Annotated in this window: 7 protein-coding genes; all 7 read left to right on the forward strand. The window is 58.2% G+C overall.

Annotated elements, in window-relative coordinates; translation table 11 throughout:
• Window position 1: 1 nt before the first annotated feature.
• Window positions 2–703, forward strand: coding sequence for a hypothetical protein (locus tag NNL35_RS07390; protein WP_006679156.1), 702 nt, complete (start codon window positions 2–4; stop codon window positions 701–703).
• Window positions 700–1,863 (forward strand): beta-ketoacyl-[acyl-carrier-protein] synthase family protein, encoded by a 1,164-nt coding sequence (locus tag NNL35_RS07395; protein ID WP_006679157.1) that lies wholly within the window; start codon window positions 700–702, stop codon window positions 1,861–1,863. The genes NNL35_RS07390 and NNL35_RS07395 overlap by 4 nt, the downstream gene beginning before the upstream one ends.
• A 76-nt stretch (window positions 1,864–1,939) precedes the next feature.
• Complete coding sequence (locus NNL35_RS07400; protein ID WP_254553104.1) at window positions 1,940–2,278, forward strand: hotdog family protein; 339 nt, start codon at window positions 1,940–1,942, stop codon at window positions 2,276–2,278.
• A gap of 8 nt (window positions 2,279–2,286) precedes the next feature.
• Window positions 2,287–4,257 carry a cyclic peptide export ABC transporter gene (locus tag NNL35_RS07405; RefSeq protein WP_254553106.1) on the forward strand — a complete coding sequence of 657 codons (1,971 nt, stop codon included), beginning with the start codon at window positions 2,287–2,289 and terminating at the stop codon, window positions 4,255–4,257.
• Between the two features lie 23 nt (window positions 4,258–4,280).
• On the forward strand, window positions 4,281–11,987 hold the full coding sequence (locus tag NNL35_RS07410; RefSeq protein ID WP_254553108.1) for a non-ribosomal peptide synthetase: 7,707 nt from the start codon (window positions 4,281–4,283) through the stop codon (window positions 11,985–11,987).
• A gap of 70 nt (window positions 11,988–12,057) precedes the next feature.
• Window positions 12,058–22,641 (forward strand): non-ribosomal peptide synthetase, encoded by a 10,584-nt coding sequence (locus NNL35_RS07415; protein ID WP_276540125.1) that lies wholly within the window; start codon window positions 12,058–12,060, stop codon window positions 22,639–22,641.
• 86 nt (window positions 22,642–22,727) lie between these two features.
• Window positions 22,728–24,563, forward strand: a complete 1,836-nt coding sequence (gene abc-f / locus NNL35_RS07420) for a ribosomal protection-like ABC-F family protein (RefSeq protein ID WP_006679503.1) — start codon at window positions 22,728–22,730, stop codon at window positions 24,561–24,563.
• Window positions 24,564–24,629: the final 66 nt, after the last annotated feature.

Raw genomic sequence — 24,629 nt, forward strand, 5'->3', positions numbered from 1 at the left:
TATGGACCAATCCCCAGCAATCTCGGTCGTGATGGGTGTAGACATGACCATTGTGAATGACGTGCCAGTCTGCGCCTGGCATACCGGCGCGTCATTTTCCGGCAAGAGACCGTCCGAGTTCTCGATGCCGAAGAGCAAGTATGCCGATGCCGTGGCCAAGCATGTATGCCAAGGGCTGCATGCGATCATGGAGGAACTGGACCATCAAGGGATCCTTCCTCCCCCTGCCGAGCGGGGGCTTATGCTCAATATTTCCAACTCGACCTGGATCGATATTGCACGCTATGCCCAGGCGTTGGACCAAGGAAAGCGGGCGGTCCGCCCGCATATGACGATTTCCTTCGAGAGCAGCTTGCCGACGGCGCAGACGAACATACTGATGCGAATTAAGGGCCCTTCCGCTACGCTTGCAGATGGCTACGGCCTTAGCGGCAATAAGGTATGGGCGCATAATCTGCTGATCGATCGAATGGCCTCCCTCATGTTCGCGGCCGATGTGGAACGAGATTATGCGCAGGAGGACAGCGGCGAGCCATTTTCCGGCAAAGTAAGCATCTCCGCCCTGATGAGAACAGCCGATCTAGGCTCCTGCGAGCCGATTGCAAGCTATGAACCGCAGGCCGGAATCCCACGAGAGGCAAGGGAGCCGGTGGCGGCTGCCCTGCCGGCCAACGATCCGGAGCGGGGAGGGAGCGAAAGATGAAGAATAGAGTGGCCATCAGCGGCATGGAAGTGATTTCTCCCTTTGGTTACGGACGGTCTGTCTTCGAGAACGGATTATATTCGGGCACGTCCGCCATTGGCGACATTACGCGTTTTGATACGGCTGCATTCCGCAGCCGCCGGGGCGGGCAGGTGCCGGATCACGGCCCGTCTGCGGAGAAGCCGTCCAGCCGCTTCCTGTCCTATGTCATGAGTCAAGCTCTCCATTCCTCGGGACTGACCGGGGCAACCGATAGCCGGGAGTTGGAGGCCGGTCTGATCCTCCCCGTGGTGACGGGGCAGACCGAACATTCTCTGGGCGAAGCCGCGGACGATTGGCTGGAGGATCCGATAGAAGCACTCGCCGATCCGGGCCCGTTCCTTCCTTTCGGGACGATTCACCGGATCACGTCAGCCTGCGCTTCCATCAGTTCGGCCCTTGCGATGGGGCGGAGCATGATACGGCACGGGCAATTGGACATCGTTGTCGTCGCGCGGGCGGAGATCTTGAATAGGTATGATTTCGCCTCGATGGATATTGTAAGGGCGATTTCTCCCACAGACGCGAGACCGTTTGATGCGGGGCGGAACGGAATCATGATCGGAGAGGGCGCCGGTGCGGTGATTCTGGAGTCGGAGAGAAGCCTGGCGGCAAGGGGCGGTCAACCTCTCGCCTGGCTCGACGGCGCTGCCAACTGCGTCGGCGGCGCGGATTTGAACATGATCGACTTGGACAAGCAGTGCGTCGTCGATTGCATGAAGATGTCTCTAGCCATGGCGGGGACGGAGCGGGCGGACTATATCCATGCGCATGCTACGGGGACGCCGCAGGGCGACGCTTATGAGTCCGAGGCGTTGTTCGAGGCGATGGACGATGCCGGGAATATTCCGGTCAGTTCGCACAAAGGCGCTACGGGACATCTGCTGCGCTGCTCCGGATTTCTGGGGATCGCCGCCGGCATCGCGAGTCTGCGGCTCCAGTGTCTGCCGCCTACGGCGGGGCTGGAGGTTCAGGACCCGCTTATTCGGGCGCGGCTGGTAACAGAACGTCTTCCGTATAAGACGTCAAGCGTTCTGGTGAACAATTTCGGATTTTGCGGCAATTACGCTTCCGTGCTTTTGCGGCACAGCCAATCCGAATCCATGCCCGGGGGAGTGTAATCTGATGCATTTTCCTTCAATAGAGAGCTTGATCCCGCATCGAGCCCCTTTTCTGTTTGTCGATCGGCTGATTCATTTGGAAAAAGGAAAAAAGGCAGTCGGGATCAAGCATATTTCGTTAAGCGAGCCGTATTTGCTGGAGGCCGGGGGGAAGAACGTGTTTCCCGGCACGCTTGTCTTGGAAGCGCTGGCTCAAGTGAGCGCCATCGCCGAAGGGAAGGAAGCCGCGGACGGATCTTTGCCGCTCTTGGCAGGCTTGAACGGCTTCGAGTTCACCCGTCCGGTCTATGCGGGCGACACGCTGCGGCTGGAGGCGGAAATTATCCGCAAACGTAGAGGCTTCGCCATTTCCACAGGAACGATCTGGATCGGCGAGAGCATGGCCGCGCAAGGAGAAATCTTGTCAAAAGACTAAGTTGGAAGGTGACTTCATTGCAAACCGCAGGAAATCTGGCCATCAATTTGGAGCAGGCTGCTTTGGGACTATTGCTGGTGCTAGGAATTTTCGTCATCGCCCTGCTCGTTGTAATGGGCAAAACATGGGGGCAAATCGCGCGGCAGGAGCGCAAGTTCGGCTTCGGGGCCAAAACGGCCATCAAAATCGTGCTGGGACTCATCATCTATGGATTATTTCTCGTCGTCTGGGATCGTGTGCCTGCCCTGCTCAGCAGCGATTATGCATGGGCGCGGCTCGAGGAGTGGGCTCCGGCCCGCATGGTCTATGTATATTGGCTGGCGCATGCCTTTGCGGGCTTGCTCCTGTTGTATTACGTGATCACGTCATGTTTTCGGACCGCTGACGGCAAAAACTTGATCCCGGTCATTCTTGGCAGCTTAATCAGCGGCTTAACCAACACATTTGTCATTTATATCATCAATCAGACCTTCAATTACGAGAACAATTTCGTTAACGGCCTGTTCTATTATTTTATTTTCGGATTGCTGGTCCACGTCATTGCCGAACGCTTTATCCGCACCCGGATTGCTATCATCACGAATAAGCTCGTGTACGAGAAAAGGGTGCAGCTGATCGATAAGACGCTTCGCATCCCTTTCGAGAGGCTGGAGCATTTCGATAGAGGGAAGATCAATGCGTGCCTGAATAACGATACCGAGAAAATCAGCGAAGGCATGCATATCGCCGTTACCGGCGTGACCAGCATGGTGACGATTTTCTTCTGCCTGATTTACTTGGGCATGATGAGCATTTGGGGGCTGCTGCTGTCGCTTGGAATCATCGTCGTCACCGTCGTCATCAATCTGATCATCGGCGGCCAGGCCCACAAATTGTACGAGCAAACCCGCGATATTCAAAATGTGTTCTTCAACTACATCCATGATCTGCTGCACGGCTTTAAAGAGCTGACGATGAACAAAAAGAGAAAGAAAGATTTTCAGCGCGGAATGGAAGGCGCCTGCGACGATTACCGGAATAAAGGAATGAAGGCCGATTTGAAATTCGCCAACGCCTTCATCGTGGAAGATTTAATCTTTCTCTCGGTCGTCGGATTAGTAGCCTTCGTGTTCCCGCTGCTTTTTGCGGAAATCCGCGGCGAGGTGCTCTATAACTACATTTTTATTTTTCTATATATGACAGGACCCGTAACTTATTTGCTCTATTCCTTTCCGCAAATTTTGCAAATCCAGGTGAGCTGGAAACGGATCCAGGCCTTATTGAAGGAAGTCACGGAGCTGGAGGAACAGGGCTATGAAGAAGCCGGTCCGTCCGTGCCAGCTTCCTCCGCGGCCTTGAAGCTGGAGCTGGATGGGGTCAAGTATGCGTATAAGCATGCCGAGGGCGACCAGTTCTCCATCGGGCCTATCGATTACGAGTTCCGTTCGGGCGAAGTGACGTTCATTACGGGCGGGAACGGAAGCGGCAAATCGACCCTGGCCAAAATTGTGACGGGGCTGTACCGGCCGGATGAAGGAACGGTCAAGATCAACGGCGTCCCCCAGGATCCGGGAAGCATCCGGGAGCATATTTCGGCGATTTTCAGCGACTTTTATCTGTTCGACCGGTTATACGGCATCGATATCCAGGGACGGGAAGAAGAAATTCAACGGCTGCTGGAAATTCTCCAAATCAATGACAAGGTCCAGATTACGCAGGGAGAATTCAGCACGACCAAATTATCGACGGGACAAAAAAAGCGCCTCGCTCTTCTGGTCGCTTATTTGGAGGATCGCCCGATCTGCTTGTTCGACGAGTGGGCTGCCGATCAAGATCCTGAATACCGGAAGTACTTCTACCTTCACCTGCTCCCCGAATTGAAGAAGCGGGGGAAATGCGTCATCGCCATCACGCATGATGACGGCTATTTCCATACGGCCGATCATGTCATCAAGATGGAGCTGGGCAAGCTGACCGGCTTAGAGGTGCGGAACGCCTAAATACAGTGCGGAGGGATGCGCGGATGGAGAACTATTTTCCCTTATCCTATGGACAAAAGGGCATCTGGTATGTAGAGCAGCTGTATCCTCATACCAGCATTTCTAACAATGGAGCGGTAATCAAGCTGAACTCCGGGGAAGGTATCGACTTCCCCGGCCTGAATCAAGCCATTCAAGCCTACATTGCAGCCAATGACAACATACGGCTGCGAATAAGCGGACGGCATACAGGCGAGCCGATGCAATATATAGCCGCATACACGCAAGCGGAAGTGCCTTTATTGGATTACAGCGGGGCGGAGGAGCGGGAGGCGGCTATCCAGGAACGGATTTACGCCCAACTGAATACGCCGTTTCCGCTGTTCGACGCGGATTTGTTTTATTTCGCCATCTTCAAGCTGAGTGACAAGGACGCCTGGGTATATCTCAATATCCACCATGTCATCTCGGATGCGGTATCGGTCATGCACGCGATTACGAGCATTCTTGATATTTACCTGGACATCCGGCGCGGAGCGGAAGGACAGCCGAAGCCCTATGCCTCCTTTCTGGAGTATATGGAGCATGAAAAGCAATATGAAAGCAGTGCGCGATTCAGGAAGGACCGCGACTATTGGGAGAACATGTTCGCAACGTCGCCGGAGGTGACCTCTCTCAAGCCGACCGACTTTTACCGTACAAATCCGGCGTCGAAGCGTAAAACGGTAGTCGTCCCGGAAGACAGCCGGCGGTTGTTGGACAGTTACGCGCAAGAACATCAGGTCTCGATATTGAATCTTTTTCTATCTGCCATATTCATCTACCTGCATAAAATGACATCCAAAACGGATATCGTCATCGGGACGATGTACGCGAACAGAACCCGGCCGAAGGAAAAAGACTTGTTCGGCATGATCGTCAGCACGATCCCTCTTCGTTCCGGCGTGAACCCGAATATGGCATACCAGGATTATTTGAAGACGTTGTCCGTTCAGCAATTGGGCATGATGCGGCACCAAAAGTATCCGTATCCTTTGATTTTGAATTCATGGAGAGAGCGCCATCAGGAAACGGGCTATTTGTATTCCATTTCCTTTCAGCATATCGAGTTGAATTTGCCGCCGAAGGACGGCATTCATTATGAAGTCGACTTTCTGTATAACCAGGCCGAGATCAATGACCTGGCTTTCCATCTCATCCGGCACGGGAAAAAGGAGAATATGCTCAGCTTCGACATAGATTATCGCATCGAGCTGTTCTCTGATTCCGAAATCGACCAGATGATGTCCCATATTATGACCCTGCTTCACAATGCGGTGTCCTCTCCCGAGCGAAAAATCGCCGAGCTCGACATGCTTACCGAGCAGGAACGGCAGGCATACCTGGATTCTTCGCATTCGACACGGCGCAGCTACGACCTTACCCGTCCTTTTCACTGCCTGTTCGAACGGCAGGCCGCACAGTCCCCCGACAGCGTGGCGGTCGTATGCGGGGAGCGGACACTGACATACGAGCAGCTGAATTCCAGGGCGAATCAAGTGGCGCGGTACCTGCGCAGAAGAGGAGTCGTACCGGAGAGCCGGGTCGGGATATTGGCCGATCGCTCCTTCGCCATGGTCATCGGGGCGCTGGCGGTCATGAAGGCGGGCGGAGCGTACGTGCCGATCGATCCCGAATATCCGCTGGAGCGCATTCAAGCCATCCTGCGGGATAGCGAGGCGGGGCTTCTGCTGTGCGAGCAGGGGCTTATCGATCCGGACGAGGTTCCTGCCGAAGCCGTATATTTCGAACAGCCGGAGATTGAGGCGGAGCGCCGGGACGACCCGGAGAACCGGAATACGCCGGACGACCTATGCTATGTCATCTACACTTCGGGAACGACTGGCACCCCCAAAGGGGTAATGATCGAGCACCGCAATTATGTCAATTTGTCTTTCGCATATCAGGATACATACGGCCTGTCGGAATCGATTCGGCTGCTGCAGCTGGCGAGCTTTGCCTTCGACGTATTCGCCGGAGACATGGCCCGGGCGTTATTGAACGGAGGACAACTGGTGCTGTGCCCTGCGGCAGTCAAAACGGATCCCTTGGCGCTGTACCGGATGCTGGAAGAGCACCGGATTACGATGATGGAATCGACGCCGGCTTTGATTGTCCCGTTTTTGGACTACATATACGAGAACCGAATGGCCCTATCTTCCCTCCGGCTGATCGTGATGGGGGCCGACAGTTGTCCGGCGGAAGATTTCAAGCGCTTGATCGGACGCTTCGGAAGCCGCGTCACCATCTTGAACACATACGGCGTGACCGAAGCGACGGTGGAGACGAGCGTGTACGACGTGGAGCCGGAAGCCATTGCCGACTCGGGCATTACCCCGATCGGGAAGCCGCTTCCGAATATGTCCATGTATATCATGAACGAGCATGGCAACCTCCTCCCTCCGGGAGTCATCGGGGAACTGTACATCGGCGGGCTGGGAGTCGGACGCGGTTATTTGAATAAGCCGGAGCTTACGGCGGACAAATTCATTCCGCACCCATATTCGCCTTCCGAGAGGCTGTATAAGACCGGAGATATGGCCAAATGGCTGCCGGACGGCAACATTCACTTTGTGGGCCGCAATGATGATCAAGTCAAAATCCGGGGCTACCGGATCGAATTGGGAGAGGTCGAGTCCAGGCTGCTGCAGTGTGAACCTGTCAAAAAAGCGGTTGTCACCGCAGCGGAAAGCAAAACCGGACAAAAATATTTGGCCGCTTACTATGAGGCGGAAGCGGAGCTTCCTGCGGAGCGGTTGAAGGAGCATCTGCTAACTCAGCTGCCTTCCTATATGGTGCCTTCCGTCTTTATGTGGATGGAGCGTCTTCCTCTCACATTGAACAACAAGATCGATCGGAGGGCGCTGCCCGCACCTGATCAGTGGATGGGCGCCGAGGCGGAGGCTGGCCCGATGACTGACGCGCTTGAACTGGACCTGGCGCAGTTGTGGACAGAGATACTCGGTCAGGATGAGGTAAGCAGGTTCGACGACTTCCTTGATCTGGGCGGGCATTCCTTGAAAGCGGCGCTGCTGATTACCCGGATCCAGAAGCGGTTCGGGATTCACATGGCCCTGCGAGATCTGTTCCTGAACACGAGGTTCCAGGATATGGCCGCCTTTATCCGCAGCGCGGCGCCCGCGGCTTATGCGCCTATCGCCAAGGCCGAAGCAAGGGACGCGTATCCGGTAACCGCGGCCCAGCAGAAGCTGTATCTTCTGTCGGCTCTGGCGGACGATTCCATCGTGAACAATATGCCCTTCATCATGAAGATAGAGGGCAAGCTGGACCGGCAGCGCATGGAGCTGGCGCTGCAGCAGCTGATCCGCCGCCATGAAGCGCTTCGCACGTCGTTCGACATGATCGGCGGAGAGCCCGTCCAGCGCATTCACGAACAAGTCGAGTTCAGCCTGGCATGCCAGACATGCCAGCCAGAGCAGGCGGAACACATCATCCGCGAATGGATCCGGCCGTTTCCGCTGCATGAGGCCCCGCTATGGAGATCGCAGCTTCTCCGGCTGGAGGAACGGACGCATTTGTTCATGCTGGACCTGCACCATATCATTTTTGACGGTTTTTCGCTCCAATTATTTATGCAGGAGCTGCTCCATTTCTACCGGCATGAGGGCGGCGGGGATCTCCCTGCGCCCCGCATCCAATATAAAGATTATGCCGTATGGGAACAGAGGCGGCTGCGGTCGGGGGAGCTTCAGGCGTCGGAGCAATACTGGCTTGACGCCTTATCCGGGGAGCTTCCGGTTCTTCAATTGCCGACAGATTATGCGAGAACGCCGTTTCAAGCTTATGAAGGGGCTTTGTTTGAATTTGATTTGAGCGCGGCTGCGGTGCGGGCGCTGCGGCACACATCCGCCGAGCAAGGGATGAGCGTCTACACGATCCTCCTCGCCGCCTACTTCCTTCTTCTACATAAATATACCGGACAGCAAGACGTTGTCGTGGGAACGCCAGCGGCCGGAAGGACTCATGCCGATGTGCAGGACGTGCTGGGGATGTTCGTCCGCATGCTGCCGCTTCGGGGCCGGCCGCAGCCCGGCATCTCTTTCCAAACGTTCCTGGAAGAAGTGAACGGGATCGTCATCGGTGCGCATGATCGCCAGGACTATCCGCTGGAGCTGCTGCAGGACCGTCTTCCCCTGCAGCGGGACCCGAGCCGCCACCCTGTCTATGAGACAGTCTTTGCGTGGCAGACGGTGGAAGCCTTCTATCACCGGACGGAGGAGCTGGTCTTCTCTCCGTATGAGTTCAGCTATAACGTGTCCAAGGTGGATCTGACCCTGGAGGGAGCGGAGCTGAACGATACGATCGGCTTCCGCTTCGAGTACAGCACGAGCCTGTTCGCGCGGGAGACGATCGAGCGGATGGCCGCGCACTTCGAGCAGATTATCCGGGCGGCGCTGGCGCGGCCGGAGGCGCGCATCGCGGACATCGAGATCGTCACGGACGCGGAGAAGGCGCAGCTGCTGGGCTCGTTCGCCGGCACGGCGGCGCGCCCCCTGCCGTACCGTACGCTCGCGGAGCAGTTCGAAGCGCAGGCGGAGAAGACGCCGGACGAGCGGGCGGCCGTGTTCCGGGACGATGTTATGACGTACCGGGAGCTGAACAGCCGGGCGAACCGGCTGGCCCATGCGCTGCGCGCCAAGGGAGTCGGGCCGGACGATCGCGTCGGCCTGATGACGGCGCCGTCGTTCGGCACGCTTGTCGGCATCGTCGGCATATTGAAGGCCGGCGGCGCTTACGTGCCGATCGACCCCGACTATCCCGCGGAACGGATCGGCGGGATGCTGGAGGACAGCGGCGCCCGGCTGCTGGTGACGCAGCAGGGGCTGCAGGAGGGGGCCGCGAGCTTTGCGGGCGAGGTGCTCCTCCTGGAGCATGTGGAGGCTCCGGCGGCCGAAGCGCTGCGCGAGAGCTGCAGGCCCGGTGGCGACGCGATATCCGAGCCCGGCAACCCGGAGCCGGTGAACGGCCCGGATGATTTGGCCTACGTCATCTATACGTCGGGCTCCACCGGCACGCCCAAGGGCGTCATGATCGAGCACCGCAGCGTGCTGCATCTGGCGGACTGGTTCGGACGGCTGTACGGCTTGGCGCCGGGGCAGAACGTTCTGCATATGACGAGCAGCTCGTTCGATGTCAGCGTGGAAGAGACGCTGGTATCGCTGCTGCACGGGGCGAACGTCGTCATCGCCGAGAAGCCGCATATTTTGGTGAGGGAGCAATTTATCCCGTTCCTGAACAAGCATCAGATCCATCTGGCGCAGTTCGTGCCGGCCACGCTGCAGGAGCTGCTGGCGGATCAGGCGGAGCAGGCGCCGAGCCTGCGGGCGGTGCTCTGCGGCGGGGAGCGGCTGGATCCGGTCGTCGCGGAGAAAGTGCTGGCGCAAGGGTACCGGCTGTATAACCACTATGGCCCGACGGAGACTACCGTCGACGCGACGCGCTATGCGTGCGTTCCGGGAGGAAAGGCGCTGCTGGGGCGTCCGGTCGAAGGGACGGAGATCCTTGTGCTCGACAGGCACGGGAAGCTGGCACCGATCGGGGTGCCGGGCGAGCTGTGCATCGCGGGAACGGGCCTGGCGCGCGGCTACCTGAACCGCCCGGAACTGACCGCGGAGAAGTTCGTGCCGCACCCGTACAAGACGGGCGAGCGGATGTACCGGAGCGGCGACGAGGCGAGATGGCTGCCGGACGGCAACCTGGAGTACCTGGGACGCCTCGATCAGCAGGTGAAGGTGCGCGGTTACCGGATCGAGCCGGGCGAGGTGAGCCACCAGCTGCTCCAGCATCCCGTAGTCAGAGAGGCGCTGGTGACGGCGGAGCGCGAAGAGGGAGGGCATGCCTATTTATGCGCCTACCTCGTGACGGAGCGGGAGTGCACCGCAACCGAGCTGAGGGCGCATTTGTCGCGCACCATGCCGGAATATATGATCCCGTCGTATTTCGTGAGGCTGGGGCAGTTCCCGCTCCTGCCGAACGGGAAGATCGATCTCCAGGCGCTGCCGGCGCCGGACCGGGACCTGGCGGGGACGGAGTACGCCCCGCCGGAGAACGAGATCCAAGCTATTTTGGCCGAGGTATGGCAGGACGTCCTCGGCGTCGAGCGGATTGGCATCTTGGACCGCTTTTTTGATTACGGCGGCGATTCGATCAAGGCGATCCAGATTGCGGCCCGGTTGAACCGGCACTCGCTCAAGCTGGAGATGAAGGACTTGTTTTTGCATCCGACGATAGAGCAGCTTTCACCCTTGGTGAAGCGAAAAGAGCTGCAGTTCGACCAGAGCCCCGTGGAGGGCAGGGTACGGCTCACCCCGATTCAGCATTGGTTTTTCGAGCAAAACTTCCGCAACCGGCAGCAGTGGAACCAGGCGGAGATCTTTTTCCGCCAGGAAGGCTTCGATCCCGAGTTGCTCGAACGGGCGCTGCACAAGATCGTTGAGCATCATGACGCGCTCCGTCTCGTGTTTCATGAGCAGGAGCGCGAGATCGCGCAGATCAACCAGGGCACGGACGGCACCCATTTTACGCTTGAGGTGATGGACCTGCGCGGGCACGCCGATTGGGCGGAGCGCATCGAAGCCGATGTTCTCCGGCTGCAAGGCGGCATCGATCTGAGCACAGGACCGCTCGTCAAGGCAGGCCTGTATCAGACGGCGGAAGGAGACCATCTGGCGATCGTCATTCATCATCTGGCCATTGATGGCGTATCGTGGAGAATCCTCATCGAAGATGTAAGCGCGGCTTATGAAGCGGCAGCAGCCGGGCAGCCTATCGCACTGCCGGATAAAACCCACTCCTATCAGAGATGGGCGGAGGAACTGAGCGTATTTGCGGCAAGCCGGGCACTGCTTCAGGAAATTCCCTATTGGGCGAATATCGAGAATGCGCCGGCCGATCCGCTGCCCCAACGGCGCTGCGCCGCATCCAATACGCAGGAGGACAGCGCCACTGTCACCTTCCGCCTGTCCGCGGACGAGACGGAGTGTTTGCTGAAAAAGGCGAATCAGGCTTACCGCACCGAGCCGAACGATATTTTGCTGGCTGCGCTTGGCCTGGCGTTGAGAGACTGGGGGAAGATGGAGCGGATCGCGGTGGAATTGGAAGGCCACGGAAGGGAAGAGATCGTTCCCGATCTGGACATTACCCGCACGATAGGCTGGTTTACTTCCGCCTTTCCGGTCATTCTGCATCTTTCGCCGGAGGATGATGCCAAGAGCGCGCTTATCCGGACGAAAGAAACGCTCCATCATATCCCGCGCAAAGGGATAGGCTATGGAGTGCTGAAATATTTGACTCCGCCGCAGCATCTGGGCGGCTTGAACTGGAAGCTGAAGCCGGAGATCAGCTTCAATTATCTCGGCCAATTCGGCGGGGAGGAAGAAGGAGCGCTCTTCGCCGCCTCGCCGCTGACGGCGGGCGGTTCCATGCATCGGCTGTCGGAGCGGACCCATGCGCTGGACATTACCTCCGTGACCATGGAGGGGCGGCTGCTTACAGCGATTCAATATAACAGCCGGGAATATTCCGAGCACGACATGCAGGAGCTGGCGGAACAGTACCGGAACCAGCTTCTGCATCTGATAGATCACTGCATGAGCATCGACGAGGGCGGGCTGACGCCGAGCGATCTCGACGATCAGGAACTGACGGTGGAAGAACTGGACGATATTTTGGAACTGGTCAAGGAGTTATAAAGACTGTGGAAGGAGAGGCAGCCGCCCCTCCTTCCGCTTCCAATACGCGATGGGTCAGGAGTGAGCTTCATTGGATAGAAATGAAATCCAGAATGTATATCCGTTATCCCCTATGCAGGAAGGGATGCTATTTTACTCACTGCTTCAGGAAGATCCCGGCATGTATTGCTTGCAATTATCGTTAACGATCGAGGGAGATTTGAATCTGGACGCAGTTCAGCGCAGCTTCGATGCGCTGCTGCGCAAGCATGACATCCTCCGGACGATCTTCGTGCATGAGAAGCTGCAGAAGCCGCGGCAGATTGTCCTGAAGGAGAGGACAGCCCAGGTTGCGTTTGAAAATTTGCTGGACCTGTCCCCGGAGAAGCGGCAGGAGCGATGGGAAGCCTATGAGCGGGAGGACCGGAGCAGAGGCTTTGATTTGGCCAAGGACGTGCTGTTTCGCTTGGCGGTCTTTCGCACCGGCGAACGCAGCTGGCGAATGCTCTTCACCCATCACCATATCATTCTGGACGGCTGGTGCTTTCAGATTGTGATGCGCGATTTTTTCGACATCTACGCAACCCTGCTGGGCAACGGCATGTGCAGCGGAGAACCGTCTCCTCCTTACAGCAGCTATATTCAATGGCTGGACAGGCAGGATCGGGATGAAGCCTTGCAGTATTGGCGGAAGCGTCTGGAAGGGTACGAGCAGCCGAGCACGGTACCCGCGCGCCATGCTGCGAAGGGCGGAACGTATGAAAAGGCGGATTACGTGCAGCCCCTGGACGAGGAACTGCAGCACAGCTTGACAAGGCTGGCCCAGACCTGCCAAGTCACCTTGAATACCGTCATGCAAGCAGCGTGGGCGATTGTGCTGCACCGGTACAATCAGGCCGATGACGTCGTATTCGGCGCCGTCGTGTCGGGGAGGCCGCCCGAAATCGAAGGAATTGAGCGCATGGTCGGCCTCTTTATCAATACCGTTCCCGTCCGCGTGCGTCTTCGCAAGGAAGAGGCCTTTTCTTCTCTCGTCCAAAGAGTGCAGCGGGACATGGTGGAAGCGGAAAAATATATGTATCTATCGCTTGCGGACGTGCAGGAGCAGTCGCCGTTAAAGCATCGCCTGCTGGATCATATTATCGCCTATCAGAACTATCCGGCGCAAGCGTCCGATCCGGAAGAAGAGGCGGCGCTGTTGAAGTTTACGATCACGGGCATGCATTCCCGCGAGCAAACGAATTATGATTTTAATTTGACGATTGCGCCCGAGGAAGGGCTGTTCATGATCAATTATAACGCGGCCCTGTATGGCCCCGGCCCGGAGGAGATTCAGGCCATCGCGCAGCATTATATGGCCGTTCTGCGGCAAGCGGCGGCCGATCCGGCGCTGCCCGTAGAAGCAATGGAGCTAGCCGACGGCGAGGAGCGGCGGCTCCTGCTTGAGCTGGCGGCTCTTGAGGGGCATGGCCGGCCGGCGCAGCATACGCTGGATGAATATTTTGAGCGGCAGGCGGCTGCCCGCCCGGAACATGCCGCATTGATTGAAGGCGGAACGAGCATGACCTACGGAGAGCTGAATTCACGGGCGAACCGGCTCGCCCGCCGGCTGCGGCTGAAGGGGGTCCGTCCGAATGTGGTCGTAGGGATGATGACCGGACGCTCGGCCGACATGATCGTCGGCATATTGGCCGTGCTGAAGGCAGGAGGCGCTTATTTGCCCATCGACCCGGCCTATCCCGGCGAGCGGATCGCCTATATGCTGGCCGACTCGGCTGCGGCTCTCCTGTTGAGCGATCGCGCTTCCGCCGCCAGCCGGGCGCTAGCGGATTTCGCCGGAGAAGTCATTCAGATAGAAGAAGAAACCGCGCTGGAATGCGACGATTCGAATCTGGAGCGTCTCGCTGCTCCCTCCGACTTGGCCTATATCATTTATACGTCGGGCTCGACCGGCCAGCCCAAAGGGATTTTGACGGCTCACCGCAATGTCGAGAGAGTAGTAATCGATCCAGGATACATAGATATTTCGCCGGACGACCGGATATTGCAGTTGTCGAACTATGCCTTTGACGGCTCGATCTTCGATATTTTCGGCGCCCTGCTCAACGGCGCTTCGCTGGTGCTGGTTCCGAAGGAGCTCATGCTGGATATGGAGCAGTTGTCGGCGTACATTTCCGCTCAGAACATCACGATGTTTTTTACGACGACGGCTTTGTTCAATACGCTGGTTGAAGTGAACGCTCATGCGCTTCGCGGGCTTCGCCATGTGCTGTTCGGCGGGGAGCAGGTCACGATGTCTTATGTGGACAAGGCGTTCCAGGTGATGGGGCCGGGCAAAATCATTCATGTATACGGCCCGACGGAAAGCACGGTCTTCGCGACTTTCTATGTTGTAGACCGCCTCGCATCGGATAGCCGGACGCTTCCGATCGGCAGTCCGCTGCGGAACACCGGAGCGCTCGTCTTGAACGAGTACGGACGGCTGCAGCCGATCGGCATTCCGGGAGAGCTGTGCATTACCGGCGAAGGCTTGGCGTCCGGGTATGTGAACCGTCCGGAACTGACCGCCGGCCGCTTCGTCCCTTGTCCTTATCTGGATGGGGAGCGGATGTACAAGACGGGGGATTTGGTGCGCTGGCTGCCGGACGGCAAGCTGGAATATATGGGGCGGATCGATCATCAGGTCAAAATCCGCGGCTTCCGGATCGAGCCGGATGAAATTGCCCATAAGCTTTTGCTGCACAAGGCGGTCAAAGAAGCGCTGGTCATCCCTTACAAAGATGAAGCCGGGCATGCCAGCCTCTGCGCTTACCTCGTTCCGGAAGGGGAATGGAGCAGAGCGGATATCCGGGCGCATTTGTCCCGCGCCTTGCCGGATTATATGATTCCCTCCTGCTTCGTGGAGTTGGACCGGTTTCCGCTGACGCCGAACGGAAAAATCGATCGGCGCTTGCTTCCGGAGCCCGATGCTGCTATGCGCGCCGCCGCCGAATATGAGGCTCCCCTTACGGAAGCCGAACAGAAGCTCGCCGGCCTGTGGCAGCAGCTTCTCGGGGTGGAGCGGGTCGGAAGACACGATCATTTCTTCGAGCTGGGAGGGCATTCGCTGAAAGCCACGATGCTGATTGCGCGGACCGCCAAGCTGTTCGAGGCGCCGCTGCCTCTCCAGGAAGTATTCGCCCGGCCGGTGCTGCGCGACATGGCGGCGTTGCTGGACCGGACTCCGCGGCAGCGGTACGAGACGATCCGGCCCGCCGAGCTTCGGGAGCTGTATCCCGCATCTCCGGCCCAGAAGAGGATCTATGTGGCGACCCAATTGGACGGAGCGGATCTCAGCTACAATATGCCTCTTCTGCTCCGAGCGCCTTATCCGCTGGACCGGCAGCGGGTAGAGCGGAGTCTGGAAGCATTGGCGGCGAGGCATGAGAGCCTCCGCACCTGCATCGTGCGTGACGGGGAGGAATTGTTCCTCAGAGTGCTTCCCGGGGTAACGGTTCCGCTCGCTTGCCAGACGGCCGCGGAGGAGGAGGTCCGGCAGATCGCCGCCGGGTGGATTCGGCCCTTCGATTTGCGGGAGGCGCCTCTGCTGAGAGCGGGTCTGATCGAGACCGGCAGCGGGGATTCCTTTTTGTTTTTAGACATGCATCATATCATTTCGGACGGCGTGTCTCTTGATATTTTGCTGCGCGAGTTCGCGCAGCTCTACGACGATCCGCATGCGCCGCTCGATCAACTGCCTGTTCAGTACACAGATTTTGCGGTCTGGCAGCACGAGCAGATGGAGACGGAGCCGATGCGGAAGCAGGAGCGGTACTGGCTCGACCGATTCGCCGGGGACCTTCCCGTTCTGCAGCTTCCGACCGATTTTCCGAGACCTTCCGTGCAGCAGTTTATGGGCGATACGGTAGAGTATGCGTTATCGAGGGACATGACGGAACAATTGAAACGGCATGCCGCCGAGAACGGGACGACCTTATTTTTGCTGCTGCTGGCAATGTACAACGTTTTGCTGCACAAATATTCGGGGCAAGAGGATCTCGTGGTAGGCACGCCGGTTACGGATCGTCCGTTCGCTGAGCTGGAAGGCGTCGTCGGCCTGTTCGTCAATACCGTTCCGGTGCGAAGCTTCCCGCAGCCGGATAACACGTTCGGAGCGTTCCTCGAAGAAATGCAGCGTACCGTAATCGAAGCATACGAGAACCAGGCTTATTCCGCCGATCAGTTGGCGGAGAGCTTGAATCTGCGCAGGGACGTCAGCCGCAGCCCGTTATTCGAGACGATATTCGCGCTGCAAAATGTCATTGAAGATGCCGGGGCAAGCGGGACAATGGGCTGGACTCCCGTCGAAATGGATCATCACGCGGTTCAGTTCGACTTGGCGGTGGAGGCGGCTGAATACGACGGCGCGTTGGTGCTGCGGTTCGAGTATAGCACAAGCCTGTTCGCACGGACGACGATCGAGCGGATGGCCGCGCATTTCGAGCAGATTGTCCGGACGGCGCTGGAGCGGCCGGAGGCGCGCATCGCGGACATCGAGATCGTCACGGACGCGGAGAAGGCGCAGCTGCTGGGCTCGTTCGCCGGCGCGGAGGCGCGTCCCCTGCCGTACCGCACGCTCGCGGAGCAGTTCGAAGCGCAGGCGGAGAAGATGCCGGACGAGCGGGCGGCCGTGTTCCGGGACGATGTTATGACGTACCGGGAGCTGAACAGCCGGGCGAACCGGCTGGCCCATGCGCTGCGCGCCAAGGGAGTCGGGCCGGACGATCGCGTCGGCCTGATGACGGCGCCGTCGTTCGGCACGCTGATTGGCATCGTCGGCATATTGAAGGCCGGCGGCGCTTACGTGCCGATCGACCCCGACTATCCCGCGGAACGGATCGGCGGGATGCTGGAGGACAGCGGCGCCCGGCTGCTGGTGACGCAGCAGGGGCTGCAGGAGGGGGCCGCGAGCTTTGCCGGCGAGGTGCTCCTCCTGGAGGATGTGGAGGCTGCGGCGGCCGAAGCGCTGCGCGAGAGCTGCAGGCACGGTGGCGACCCGCTATCCGAGCCCGGCAACCCGGAGCCGGTGAACGGCCCGGATGATTTGGCCTACGTCATCTATACGTCGGGCTCCACCGGCACGCCCAAGGGCGTCATGATCGAGCACCGCAGCGTGCTGCATCTGGCGGACTGGTTCGGGCACCTGTACGGCTTGGCGCCGGGGCAGAACGTCCTCCACATGACGAGCAGCTCGTTCGACGTCAGCGTGGAAGAGACGCTGGTATCGCTGCTGCACGGGGCGACCGTCGTCATCGCCGAGAAGCCGCATATTTTGGTGAGGGAGCAGTTCATCCCGTTCCTGAACAAGCATCAGATCCATCTGGCGCAGTTCGTGCCGGCCACGCTGCAGGAACTGCTGGCGGGTCAGGCGGAGCAGGCGCCGAGCCTGCGGGCGGTGCTCTGCGGCGGGGAGCGGCTGGATCCGGTCGTCGCGGAGAAAGTGCTGGCCCAAGGGTACCGGCTGTACAACCATTATGGTCCGACGGAGACTACCGTCGACGCGACGCGCTATGCGTGCGTTCCGGAAGGAAAGGCGCTGCTCGGGCGTCCGGTCGAAGGGACGGAGATCCTTGTGCTCGACAGGCACGGGAAGCTGGCACCGATCGGGGTGCTGGGCGAGCTGTGCATCGCGGGAACGGGCCTGGCCCGCGGCTACCTGAACCGCCCGGAGCTGACCGCGGAGAAGTTCGTGCCGCACCCGTACAAGCCGGGCGAGCGGATGTACCGGAGCGGCGACGAGGCGAGATGGCTGCCGGACGGGAACCTGGAGTATCTGGGACGCCTCGATCAGCAGGTGAAGGTGCGCGGTTACCGGATTGAGCCGGGCGAGGTGAGCCACCAGCTGCTCCAGCATCCCGCGGTAAGAGAGGCGCTGGTGACGGCGGATCGCGAGGAGGGAGGGCATGCCTATTTATGCGCCTACCTTGTGACGGAGCGGGAGTGCGCCGTGTCCGACCTAAGGGCCCATTTATCCCGCAGCATGCCGGAATATATGATCCCGTCGTATTTCGTGAAGGTGGAGCAGTTCCCGCTCCTGCCGAACGGGAAGATCGACGTCAAGGCGCTGCCGGCCCCGGATCTCGCGGACGCGGGAGCCGAATATGTGGCGCCCCGCAGCTTCATCGAGGAGACCTTGGCGGCAATATGGCAGGAGGTGCTCGGAGCGGAAAGAGTCGGTGTATACGACCATTTCTTTGAGCTGGGAGGGCACTCGCTGAAGGTAAGGCTGCTTACCGCCCGCATCGAAAAGGAACTGCAGGTCGACATCCCGCTCAAAGAAGTATTCGCCCGCCCGGTTCTGGAGCATTTGGCGGCATACGTTCAAGAAGCGCAGCGGCACAAGCGCCTCGAGATTACGCCGGCCGGACCGCGGGAGCATTACCCGGCTTCCTCGGCCCAACAACGCATGTACGCCGTCAGTCATCTCCGGGAAGCGCGTCTCAGCTACAACATGCCGATGGCCTTTCGGATGAAGGAGCGGCTGGAGCTTTCCAAGGTGGAAAGCGCGGTGCAGCTGCTGGCTGACCGGCATGAGAGCCTCCGGACGTCTTTCCATATGATCGGCGAGGAACTGGTCCAGCGTATTGCGCCGCATGTCCGGATTCCGGTGCATTACTGGGAATGCCAGGACGAGTCGGAGGCGGAGCAGCTGCTTGCGAGTTGGATCCAGCCTTTTGATTTAGGGCAGGCCCCTCTGTTCCGGGCTGGATTGATCCATATGCGAAGCGGCGGCGATCTTCTGCTGCTGGATATGCATCATATGATTTCGGACGGGAGGTCGATCGACACTCTGCTTGAAGAATTCGCCTTGATTTGCGCCGATCAGCAGGAGCAGCTCCTTCCGCTGCCGGTGCAGTACAAAGATTTTGCCGTATGGCAGCATGAGCGGATGAATCCGGAGCAGATGGCGGAGCATGAGCGGTTCTGGCTGGACTCGTTCGCGGGGGATATTCCGGTCCTGCAGCTTCCGGCCGATCGGCCAAGACCGCCCCTGCAGCAATTCGAAGGGGAGGTCGTCACGGCGGAGCTGCCTCCCGAGCTGACGGCAAGCATCAAGCGGCTCTCCGCGGCATGCGGAGCGACGGTCTTTATGACGCTGCTTGCCGCCTACAACGTCCTGCTGTCCAAATATAGCGGGCAGGAGGATATCGTCATTGGAACGCCGGTATCGGGAAGGCCGCAAGCGGAGCTGGAGCAGGTGGTCGGAATGTTCGTGGATATGCTGCCGATCCGCAGCCGCCCGCAAGCCGATCTGACCTTCCGAAGCTATGTGGAAGACGTGAAAGACCGCGTTCTTCTCGCCCTCGAGCATCAAGAGTATCCTTTGCACGAGTGGTTCGACAAGCTGGCCTTGCGGCGGGACGGAAGCCGCAATCCGCTGTTCGATACGGTCTTTTCCTTTGCGGCCGGGGGCGGAGCTTCTTCCTTCGCGGGAACTCCCGCAGCCTTGGAGTGGAAGGTGTCCAAGTTCGATTTGACACTGGAAGCCGTGGAAGAGAAGGATGGGATTCACCTGCATTTTGAATACAGCGCGAGCCTGTTCGATCACGGGACGATCGAGCGCATGGCCCGGCACTTTATCCAGCTGGTCTCCGTCATGACTGAGTTCCCTGACCGGAAGCTGGCGGACGCGGAGATGATAAGCGAGGAAGAACGGGCGGAGCTGGATTCGTTCAATCGGACCTGGACCGAATACCCTGCCGGGCGGACGGTCCAGGAGCTGTTCGAGGAACAGGCGGAAAGAGCGCCTGAGCAGACGGCGGCGGTATTTGGGGACCGCTTCCTGACTTACCGCGAATTGAACAACAAAGCCAACCGCCTCGCCCGGGTGCTGCGCTCCAAAGGCGTCGTTCCCGATCAGCCCGTCGGCCTGAAGGCCGGACCTTCTCTGGAAATGCTGATCGGCATTCTCGGCATTATGAAGGCGGGCGGAGCCTATGTTCCGATCGATCCAGGTTACCCGGCGGAGCGGATCCGGCACATGCTGAACGACAGCGGCGCCCGCATTCTTTTGACCGAAGCGGGGGAAGACGGCGGAGGCTCATGCGAGACGATCGGCTTGACGCCTTTCCTGCAGCATGAAGGGGAGAGCTCCAACCCCGAAGCCGCGAGCGGCCCGGAGCATCTGGCCTATATCGTGTACACCTCCGGATCGACCGGCGTTCCGAAGGGCGTCATGATCGAGCAGCGATCGCTCGTCAATCTCGTATATTGGCATAACCGGACTTTCCGGATTACTAGCGGCGATAGAAGCGCCAAATTTGCCGGCGTCGGGTTTGACGCTTCGGTATGGGAGATATTCCCTTACCTGATCGCGGGCTCCGCGATCCATCTGATCGATGAAGCGACTCGGAAAAATATTTACCTGCTCAATGAGCACCTGGAGACCCATAGCATCAGCGTGTGCTTTTTGCCGACCGCCCTATGCGAGCAGTTCATCCGGATCGAGAACCGGTCTTTGCGCCTGCTTCTCACCGGGGGAGAAAAGATGCATAGCGCTCCCGAGCATACGGCGTATACATTGGTCAACAATTACGGGCCTACCGAGAACACCGTCGTCACGACGAGCGTCGAGATTCGGGACAAGTCGGAGCGGATACCGATCGGCAGACCGATTCATAACTGCCAGATCTACATTATGGATCGGCATATGCGCCCGCAGCCGATCGGAATTCCCGGCGAAATCTGCATTGCCGGAGCCGGATTGGCCAGAGGCTATATGAACCTGCCGGAGCTTAACGCGGAGAGGTTTGTCGCTCATCCTTCCGTACCTGGAGCAAAGATGTACAGAAGCGGAGACATCGGGCGCTGGCTGCCGGATGGTACGGTGGAATTCCTGGGAAGGCAGGACAATCAGGTCAAAGTCAGGGGGCACCGCATCGAGCCAGGGGAGATCACGCGCCAACTGATGCGGATACCTGCCATCCGGGAGGCGACCGTCGTTGCCCGAGAAGACGGGCAGCGGCAAACCTACTTGTGCGCTTATTTTAGCGCCGTGCAGCCAATGGATATCCCTAAGCTGCGCTCCACGTTGGCGGATGTACTGCCGGAATATTGCATTCCCGCTTTCCTCGTGCAGGTGAAGGAGATTCCGGTTACCGCGAATGGCAAGATCGATCATCAGGCCTTGCCGGAGCCATACGAGTTTCTGTCCGGATCGGCACCGTTCGCCGCCCCGCACAATGCAGTCGAGCGGGAGCTCCGGGACATCTGGTCCGCGGTATTGGACATTCCGGCGGATTCGATCAGCGTGAGAGACAGCTTTTTAGAGCTGGGCGGGAACTCAATTAATATATTGAAGCTGTTGTCGATGTCGGTCTCCAAGCAATGGAACGTGTCCATCCAGGATTATTTTGAGCTGAAAACGATTGAAAATATTGCCCGGAAAATAATGGAGCCATCGCGATCGATAAGCCTCGACGCACCGGAGTTCCGGATCGACTTGAAGCAAATGGCGAAGAAGAGACGGCCTCTTCCGCTGACTGAAGGAAGCCGCGTCTTGTTGACGGGCGCTACCGGGTTCCTCGGCATTCATCTGTTGGACGACATGCTGGAGCAGACGGAGAGCGTCATCTGCTGCCTTGTCCGCGGCAGCGATCAAGCGGCGGCGGAGGCGAGGCTGCTGGAAGCCGTCGGCTATTACCATCCCGATAAATTCTCCCGCTATGCAGCGGCATTGGGAGAGCGAATCCTCGTCATCAACGGGGATATTACGCTCGAACGGATGGGACTGACTCCTTCGGAATACGCCGATTTGGAGCGCGGCATTGACCAGATCGTCCATGCGGCCGCCATGACCAAGCATTTCGGAGACTACCGGGAATTCGAACAATTTAATATCGGCGGCACCGAAGCGGTTCTTCGACTGGCGGCTGCCGGGAAGCGGCTGCACTATATTTCAACGATGAGTGTGAGCGGCCATGTGGCGCAAGGGGAAGGGGAAGTCAGTTTCCGCGAGGATGATTACTTTATCGGGCAAGAGTTTACGGACAATGTGTATGTGAAAAGCAAGTTCCTGGCGGAAGGGCTTGTCTTGAATGCGATTCGGGAGGAACGGGTCGATGCGAGTGTCTACCGCGTGGGGCTGATTACGGGAAGACAAGCTGATGGGCTGGTCCAAAGCAATATTGCCGACAATGCCTTCACGAATACGCTGGAAACGATCTTTAGGCTGGGAGCGGTGTCGGAAGACATCCATAAGGAGCAGATCGATTTTTCGCCGGTCGATAGGTGCAGTGCCGCTATTCTGGCTCTGATTCAATCGGCTTCGGAACAGCCGGGCATTCCGGTATACCATATCTATAACCCTCACAAAATGACGATTCCGCAGTTTTTCCGATTGGCCGGAATCGAGATTGGGGTCATGGCCAACGAGCGGTATGACGAATGGATCGCTTCCGTATCCGATGACCGGGAACGCTTTGAGGATTTGATGGGCTTTATGTACTATAACGTGGAGATTCGGGAGGAGTACCAGGCTCTGGTGCGCACGGACTCCGCTTATACCCAGGCTTGCCTGGAAGAAGGCGGCTTTACGTGGGCGCCTCCTGCCGAGGCGTATGCCCGCAAGCTGATGCAGCAGTTGAGGAATAAAGGTTATTTTATGCCCCGGCAGAAGGAGGGGGCCATTTCCTAAAGGTTCTTCAAAAAGAACCGAATTTTTTGAACACATACTTCTAATGCAGGCCGAAGACAGAACCAGTCAAAGGGTGGAAGGCATAGATGATTGCGTTACATGTAGAGAATGCGGCCAAGTCGTGGGACGGCCGGACGCTGTTTGAAGATGTCCAGCTGGAAATCGCCGAAGGCGAGCATGTCGCTTTGCTTGGAAATAACGGTGTCGGCAAAACGACGCTGCTGCAAGCGATCATGGGAAAAATCAGGCTGACCCGGGGAACGATTTATAGGAAGTATCCGGCAGATCAGTGGGGATGGATCGAACAGCATGTGAGCGCAGGCGAACAGATGACGCTGCTTGAATTTGTTCAATCCGGTGCGGCCCGGGTGTTCGAGTTGAAGCACGAGCTGGAGCGGCTGCAGGCTCTGCTTGAAGAGGCGGATGCCGGCGAGCAGCAGCTTCTGGACAAATACGCCGCGGTGTTTGACGAGTATTTGGGACGGGGAGGGTACGAATGGGACACGAAGGTGGAAAAGAGCTTGCACGCGATGCAGCTTCCTCCCGAAATGTGGAGCATGCCGTACTCGAAGCTGAGCGGAGGCCAAAAGACGAGGGCCCAGCTGGCCAAGGTGCTGCTGCAGGATCCGCCGTTCCTGGTGCTGGACGAGCCAACCAACCATTTGGATAAAGCCTCCATCGATTGGCTCAAGGCGTGGCTTCACCAATGCCCGCTGACCGTCCTGTTTGTATCCCATGACCGTGATTTCATCGATCATGTCGCCGATGTGACCTACGAGCTGACCGCCTCGGGAACGATGAAGTTCAGAGGCGGCTACTCCGAATTCAAGCGGCAGCGTTCGCTTCAGATCGTTACGCAGCAAAATTTGCATGAGAAGCAGGAGCGGGAGCGCCAGGAATTGCTGGAAGCCATTAACCGGTATAAGCAGTGGTTCGCGCAATCGCATGCTTCCGCTAAGCGGGTGGAGGCGAAATCCCAGAAGGGCTATTTCTCCTCCCGCTCTACCAAAAGCGCCTCCCGCTTCAAGGCGCTGGAAAAGAAGCTGGAACGGCTCGACAACAATCGAGTCGATGCGTACAAAGAGGATCCGCAGGTGAAGCTGGAATTCAGCGAATCCAGGTTCGAGGCCCGTTATGTATTGCGAATGGATCGCGTTTCTTTTGCATACGGGCAGCGCAGCGTGCTCCGGAATGTTACCTTCCATGTGGAGCGGGGGGATCGTCTGGCGATTATCGGCCCGAACGGATCGGGCAAGACAACGCTCGTCCAATTACTTATCGGCCAGCTCGCTGCCGTGGAAGGAACCGTCTGGCGCCATCCTGCCTGCCGCATCGGGTATTTCTCCCAGGAGCTGCAAGGATTGAATACCGACAAGACGATTCTGGACAGTATTCTCAGTTTGCCGGATATGACGGAAACATATGCCCGCACGATTCTAGGCTGTTTTTTGTTCCGGCGGGACGCCGTGCACCGTAACATATCGGCTTTGAGCATGGGAGAAAAATGCAGGGTCGCTTTCGTGAAGCTCTATTTTTCAAAAGCCGATCTTCTCGTGCTGGATGAGCCTAACAACTACCTCGATATTCAGACGAGAGAGCGGATAGAGGAAGCGCTCTGCGCCTTTCCGGGCTCGATCATTGTCGTCTCCCATGACGAATATTTTTTAAAGCGGATCGCCAACCGCATCCTCGATGTAAGCGGAAATGAAGCGGCCCTGTTCAATGGAACCTACAGCGAATACATCGATCATGCGAGCGAGGCAAAGCAAGCGAAAGATACGGGCACGATCAACCGGATTCAACAGTTGGAACATCAATTGGCGCAATTCATGGGCCAGTCGGCGCCGGATGATCCGGAGCAGCAAGCGGCCATGCTGGCCAAAATCAAAGAAATCAAGCAAAAGATCGAACAATTAAGCTGATCTGTAACCCCTTGGAACAAGCAAGCGGAGACTCGTCTTCCCGCTGTTCCAGGGGGCTTTTTTTGT

Origin of the sequence: Paenibacillus dendritiformis, from assembly GCF_945605565.1 — a bacterium.
Taxonomy (GTDB): domain Bacteria; phylum Bacillota; class Bacilli; order Paenibacillales; family Paenibacillaceae; genus Paenibacillus_B; species Paenibacillus_B dendritiformis_A.